The following is a 6,417-nucleotide window of genomic DNA, read 5'->3' on the forward strand; positions in this document are numbered from 1 at the left end:
GGCGCTTATCAGCGCGACGCAGGCAACGGTAATTGCACGGGAGGCGATGCGCGGCCGCCGCGTCGAAAGTGGGCTATTTCGCATGAGTTTCGGTGTAAGTCTGAGCGGAGGAAAAGGCGTCTGGAATCGCGCTGCCCAGCAGCGCCTGCAAGCCGACGCGTTGTTCGGCGAGCGACTCGCGCAGCGTGGCGACGTCGATACGTTTGGTGAGCGACGCACTTTGCGCGTCCGTGTAGGCGCCGAGCGCGAGGTTGTGCTCCGCGTAGGCCGCGGCGGCGTGCTGCGCGGCGACATCGACGTCGGGCAGCGCGGCTTCGGTCTGCTGCAACTGTCGCGTGAGAATCACGCTATCCGCACGCATATGGGCGACATCGGCATAAGCCTGATTGAGGCGCGACTGATATTCGTCGCGCAGGCGCTGACGTGTCGCTTTTTCGATCGCGACGTTGCCTTGATTGCGGTTGAAGATCGGCAGGCTCAGATTGATCTGGAAGCCGCTGGTGTAGATGTTCGAGGTGTCCCGCGCGCGTACGAAACCCACCGACAGGCTCGGGAACTGGCTGAGAATCGCCGCACGGTATTTCTGTTCCTGCGCCTCATAACCCGCTTGCAGCGCGATCAGATCCGGACGGCGCTGCGCGAGTTTGGCGAGCGCTGCATCGAGCGTCGCGCCGGGCAGTTCGGTCGTGTCTTCGTCGCCCGTGAGTTGCAACTGCACATCAGGCGAGAGGCCGAGCAGCGCGTTCAGATCGTGATGTGTCTGTTCCGCTGCCCGTTCGGCGTCGGTGTACTGCTTGCGTGCGTCGCTGTATGCGGTCAGTGCGGCCGTCAGCGTGTCGTCGGTCAGATTGCCGTCGCGGTGCGCTTCGGCCATGCGTTCGTAGCGCGTGCGCGTGAGGTCGCGCTGCTGTTGCAGCAGCGGCAGCGTGTCCTGCTGAAAGCGCGTCTTGATGAACAACTGCCGCGCCTGGGCGACGATCTGCCATTCTTGCCACAGCAGGCCGAGATCGGTTTTGGCCACGGTTGCGTCGGCGGATTGCTTATTCGTGCTGCGCAGCACGATCGCCATCACGTCGATGCTCAGGCCATAATTGAATGCGCGCGTGGTGCCGGCCGCGCCTGGGTAATCGCTTGATACGCTCAGTTGCGGGTCGGGCAGCAGCCCTGCGGAATAAGCTTGCGCATGGGCGATGCCGAGATCGTCGCGGGCCAGCTTCAGGTCGGGATTGTTCGCTACCGCCAGCATCGAGACTTCGTCGATGTCGAGCCCATCGGACGGATCGAAGCGATGTGCGGCCAGTTCGGGCAGCGGCATCGTCGACGGATCGATCTGGATGCGTTCGAGCGAGCGGGTGGAGGTGGACGTATCCTGCGGAGCAAGCGGCTCGCGGTGATACCACGTGCATCCGCCTAGCAGCATTGCGCAGACGGACACGAGTACGCGCCACCGTGCTGCGGGGGTGACCAATGATTTAGCCGCAAACACGGCGGCCAGTGCGGCCGGTCGCGCCGCTTCTGAGGTGGCCGGTGATTTAGCCGCGAGCGAGGCGGCCAGTCCGGCAGGTCGCCTCGCTGCTGAGGTAGCCGCTGAAATAACCGCTGCGGCGGCGTTGAAAACGGGCAAAATCCGGCTCCTGAACAAAGGTGGGACAGCCGCGAGCGGATGTCGCAGAACAAGCGCCGATTCTGCTGATGGGGAGCTTAAGAAACGCTTAACCGAAATTTAAGCGTCCCATAAGCCTCCCTTCAGTGTCACCTAAGCTTCCCATAAGGACCCTATAAGGACCCCATAAGGAAGCCTTAAGCCAACTGGCCGGACAATGCGGGCAAACTGGAGAGAGGAGAGGCCATGCGTCTGCTACTGATCGAAGACGACGACATGATTGCGGAGACAGTGTTGGGCGCGATGCGCCGCTCGGGCTACGCGATCGACTGGGCCGAGGACGGCCGCGCAGCGGAACTGTCGCTGGGTAACGGCGTGTACGACCTCGTGCTGCTCGATCTCGGCTTGCCGAAGAAGGACGGCATTGACGTGCTCAACGCTTACCGCAAGAACGGCGGTGCCGCACCGGTGATCATCCTGACCGCGCGTGATGCGGTCGACGAGCGGATTCGCGGCCTCGATGCGGGCGCCGACGACTATCTGATCAAACCATTCGACCTCGACGAGCTGGCCGCGCGGGTGCGCGCGCTATTGCGGCGGCGCACCGGCCAGAAGCAACCCATCTATGCGCACGGCGAACTCACACTCGATCCCGCGGCGCACGAAGTCACCAAAGACGGCGAAGTGCTGCCGCTCGTGCCGCGCGAGTTCGCCTTGCTGCAGGCACTGATCGAAGAACCCACGCGCGTGTTCACCAAGGCCGAACTGGAAGAGAAGCTATACGGCTGGGGCGAGGAGGTGGGCAGCAACACCATCGAAGTGCACGTGCACAGCTTGCGGCGCAAGATCGGCGCGGAGCAGGTGGTGACCGTGCGCGGCGTGGGCTATCGTCTGAAGAGGTGCTGATGACGTCGATTCGCCGCTGGCTGCTCGGTTGGCTGATTTTCGGGCTGGCCGCGGCCTCGGCCATGGCCGGCTTCGGCATCTTTCACACCGCGCGCGAAGAAGCAAGCGAGCTGTTCGACTACGAGCTGCGCACGGTGGCGCTGTCGTTGCCGTCGAATCTGGCGGGTTCGAGCGACGGCGAGCATCGCAATCCCGACCTGGGCGATCTGGCCGACGACCGGATTGTGATCGAAATCTGGGACCGGTCCGGCAATCTCATCTATCACTCGAGGCAGGCACCGGTATTCTCGCGTTTGCCGGCGGGTTTCAGCACGATCGAGCGTGGCGAAAATCACTGGCGCGCATTCGGGCTGGAACAGCCGGACCGGTACATCCAGGTTGCGCAGCCGATTTCCGTGCGCGAAGACCTCGCGCTGCAACTGGCGCTGCATACGCTGTGGCCGCTCGGCGTGCTGGTGCCGGTGACGATCGTGCTGGTGCTGCTGGTGGTGGCGAGAGGGCTGGCGCCGATCGGCGGCCTGACGCGCGCGCTGACAACCCGTTCGATCGATACGCTGGAGCCATTGCGTCTGGATGGCTCCGTGCCCGTCGAAATCAAACCGCTAGTCGAAGCGCTCAATGACCTGCTGCAACGATTGAACATTGCTTCGCAGGCGCAGCGCACGTTTATCGCCGATGCCGCGCATGAGTTGCGCTCGCCGCTTGCCGCGCTGAAGCTGCAATTGCAGGCGGCTTCCCGCGACGGTTCGTTAAAGGGCGAAGGACAAGCGCTGGAGCGCGTCGAGGAGCGGGTCAACCGGATCATCCACCTGGTGCAGCAGTTGTTGACGCTGGCGCGTGAGGATGCGCATCCGGTGACGTCGATGATGCCGGCGAGTTTGCGCCGGATCGGCGAACAGGCGGTGGGGGATCTTTCGCTGCTCGCGGAGACGAGGGAGATCGATCTCGGGCTCGAGTGCGAAGACGCGCGCGCGGGCTACGACGCTTATACGGTGCTGGCGGAGCCGCATGGGATGAGTGTGTTGCTCGGGAATCTGATCAACAACGCAATCCGGCACACGCCGCGGGGCGGGCGCGTGGATGTGATTCTGAAGCGGTCTGGTGAGCGGGTCGGGTTTGATGTCGTGGATAGTGGCTCCGGCATACCGGAGGCTGAAATCGAGCGGGTTTTCGATCGGTTCTATCGAGGGGAAGAGGCACAGGGCGAGGGCAGCGGGCTTGGGTTGGCGATTGTGGCGCGGATCGCCGCGCGGCATCAGTTGGGGCTTTCCTTGCGGAACAATGACCGGCGGGTTGGGTTGTGTGTTTCGGTTTTTGGCCTGGCGGCGGTCGAGGGTGGGGGGGCTGTTGATGTTAAAAGGTGATTTTTTGCCCGTAGGCGGTTCGGAAAGGGCGAACGCTAACCACCGTGGACATGCACCGCATCACCCCCTGTCACGAGCACGTTCCAACACGCTGCTACAATCTTGTCTTTCTCGATTGATTGTGCGCTATGGGTTTCGAACAACTCGCTGAATTGAAGAAGCAACTGGCTGCGGCACGCGCCGAAGCTGCACCTGCGGCTAAGCCCGTCGCCAAGCCTGGCGCGAAGCCTGCCCGCAAGCCGTCGCCGCCGCGCCGCGCCGCGCCCACTCCCAAGGTGGACGCGAAGCCCGTGGACCCGGTCGTGAAATCGATCGGTAAGCTCCAAAAGCGCTTCCCGAACGCGTTTCCGAAGAATCCGGCGCCCAAGCTGCCGCTCAAGGTCGGCATCTTCGAGGACCTCGTGGTTCACGCGAAGGAGCTGTCGCTGAGCGAAGCCGAGTTGCGCGACGCGATCAAGACGTGGTGCCGCGGCAGCCGCTACTGGAAGTGCCTGGTCGAAGGCGCCGCGCGCGTGGATGTCACGGGCGGCGAAGCAGGCAAGGTCACGGCGCAGGAAGCGGCCGGCGCGCAGCGTCTGCAGGCGCATCGCGCAGGCAGAGGTGCGGCGAAAGCAGCCGCTGCGTCGGCTGATGCGTCCACTAATGCTGCCGACGCCGCAGTGGCTTCGGGCGATGCAACTGCGCAAGCCGCCGCCGCCCCGCAAGCTGACGCGGTCAGCCAGCCGCAAGCCGCCTCGACGGAAACGCCGGCCGCTGAATCGACAACGCCGCCGGCAGCACCGTCGGCCACCGCTGAAGCATAAAGAGGCCCGCCGCCCCGTCTAGGGGTGGCTGCCTTGTGCCGCGGCCAGCCGGCCGCGTACGAAGCCGACGTGCTCGCGCAGCACATAGAACGCGTCGGCGTATGCGAGCGGCATACGCAAGCGGTTAAGTGACGCCTCAATTTGATCGAGCTTCGCGAGCAGCCGTTTGCGCTCCTCGTCGGTCGAGTCGGCGAATGCGCCGCGTTCGATCGCAATCAGCGCACCGTAATAGCGATAGATGCGTGAGCGCACGCGCCACCGGTACAGTGCCGGGATCAGCCGCATCGCCGGAAACAGCAGCACCGCCATCGGCAGCAGCAGAACGAGCGTGCGGTCGCCAATGCTCGCGAGCCAGAACGGCAGCGCGCGGTATAGAAAACTCTTGCCGGTCTTGTAGTAGCGTTGCGCGTCTTCGCTGATCTGATATTCATGGGCAACCGGACTCGGGAATTCCCCCGCGTGCTGCAATAGCCCCGCCGTGCCGTGCACCTCTTGCGCGGCCTCGATCAATAAGTCGGAAATGGCGGGATGCAGATTGGTCCGGGCCACGAGTTCGACCGTCGGACTGATCAGATGAATGGTATCGGGCGGAATTCTGCGCCTGAGGTCCAGCACGCCGGGCGGCAGGTCCATCTCGTTGAGATAGGGAAAGAGGCGCGTATAGGCGCTGGCTTCGTCGAAATTCATCACGGAGATGCCGGGCACTTTCAGGAGCCGCAGCATCAAGCCGCGCGTGGCGGAGTCGCCGTTCAGGATCGCCGCGTCGACGTCGCCCGCCACGAGTTGCGTGGCGGCCTGCAAGCCATCGCTCGGGACCAGCACGGTGTCGCCGCCCGGTTCGATGCCGTTTGCTTCCAGCAATTTGAGCGCCAGCAGGCGCGTGCCGCTGCCTTCGCGGCCGATTGCAATCCGTTTGCCTTCCAGTTCTGAAAGCTCGCTGATGCCCGTGCCGCGATAGAACACCACCACCGGAATATAGAAAACGCTGCCGAGCGACATCAGGGACGACGTATCGAGACCGTCGGCCACGCCGCCTTGCACGAGTGCGAGATCGACATGCTGTTTCTGGTCTAGCAGACGATGCAGATTCTGCACCGAGCCATCGGATTCCAGCACCTTCAGCGTGATGCCATTGCGGGCGAGGATCTTCTTGTACTGATCTGCGGCGACGAGGAACGAACTGTCGTGGGGGCCCGCGCTGATCGTGATGGTCTTCGGCGGCGCCGGATCGACCAGCCAGACGATCAGTGTGATCACCAGCACGAACAGCGCGGCCACGATGACGTAAGGCAAGGTGTGATCGCGCCACTCCGCATGCGAATCATCGCCGGGAAAGTGCGGAGGACGCGGGCGATGCGCTTTCATGGACACTCCGTGCAGATAGCCGGGATGAAGCATTGTCTACCGTCCGTAGCGGGTTTGCCGTTGGCGGTTTGCTCTATTGACCGTGGGTGGCCGCCGGACCATAGGGCAGCGAAGCCGAGCATTGCTCGATGCCGTCGATGGCGACCATGCCGGAAAGGGGCGCTACATCCTCGATGCCGTCGATGCCCTCCATGCCGGAGATGGACGCCACGTCATCGACGTCTTCCATGCCCTCGATGCAGGATCAGGCATCGGACGACACTGGTAGCAAACACACCCAACACTCTGCCGCATCCGACGGCGGCGCCTGCGGCTATTGCAGTCTGCTCGCCCACATGCCCGCGGTGCCGAGCGTCGAGGCGCTGTTCTCCGTCAC

Annotated in this window: 6 protein-coding genes; 3 read left to right on the top strand and 3 right to left on the bottom strand. The window is 63.7% G+C overall.

All coding sequences use genetic code 11. From position 1 onward, the window contains the following. Positions 1-73: 73 nt before the first annotated feature. Complete coding sequence (locus VFE81_RS25305) at positions 74-1,420, bottom strand: TolC family protein (protein WP_414695657.1); 1,347 nt, start codon at positions 1,418-1,420, stop codon at positions 74-76. Positions 1,421-1,849: 429 nt separating this feature from the next. Here VFE81_RS25305 and VFE81_RS25310 point away from each other — a divergent pair, with 429 nt between their 5' ends. From VFE81_RS25310 to VFE81_RS25320, 3 genes are all read left to right on the top strand, one after another. Then, positions 1,850-2,509, top strand: a complete 660-nt coding sequence (locus tag VFE81_RS25310; protein ID WP_325047206.1) for a response regulator — start codon at positions 1,850-1,852, stop codon at positions 2,507-2,509. After that, complete coding sequence (locus VFE81_RS25315; RefSeq protein ID WP_325047207.1) at positions 2,509-3,873, top strand: ATP-binding protein; 1,365 nt, start codon at positions 2,509-2,511, stop codon at positions 3,871-3,873. The genes VFE81_RS25310 and VFE81_RS25315 overlap by 1 nt, the downstream gene beginning before the upstream one ends. A gap of 128 nt (positions 3,874-4,001) precedes the next feature. Further along, a complete protein-coding gene (locus VFE81_RS25320) occupies positions 4,002-4,676 on the top strand; it encodes a ProQ/FinO family protein (protein WP_325047208.1) in 675 nt (224 codons plus the stop codon). Between the two features lie 18 nt (positions 4,677-4,694). On the opposite strand, the gene VFE81_RS25325 is transcribed toward VFE81_RS25320, so the two are convergent. Then, a complete protein-coding gene (locus VFE81_RS25325) occupies positions 4,695-6,041 on the bottom strand; it encodes a TAXI family TRAP transporter solute-binding subunit (RefSeq protein ID WP_325047209.1) in 1,347 nt (448 codons plus the stop codon). 73 nt (positions 6,042-6,114) lie between these two features. Then, on the bottom strand, positions 6,115-6,270 hold the full coding sequence (locus tag VFE81_RS25330; protein ID WP_325047210.1) for a hypothetical protein: 156 nt from the start codon (positions 6,268-6,270) through the stop codon (positions 6,115-6,117). Positions 6,271-6,417: the final 147 nt, after the last annotated feature.

It is taken from the genome of Paraburkholderia sp. (assembly GCF_035656215.1).
GTDB lineage: Bacteria > Pseudomonadota > Gammaproteobacteria > Burkholderiales > Burkholderiaceae > Paraburkholderia.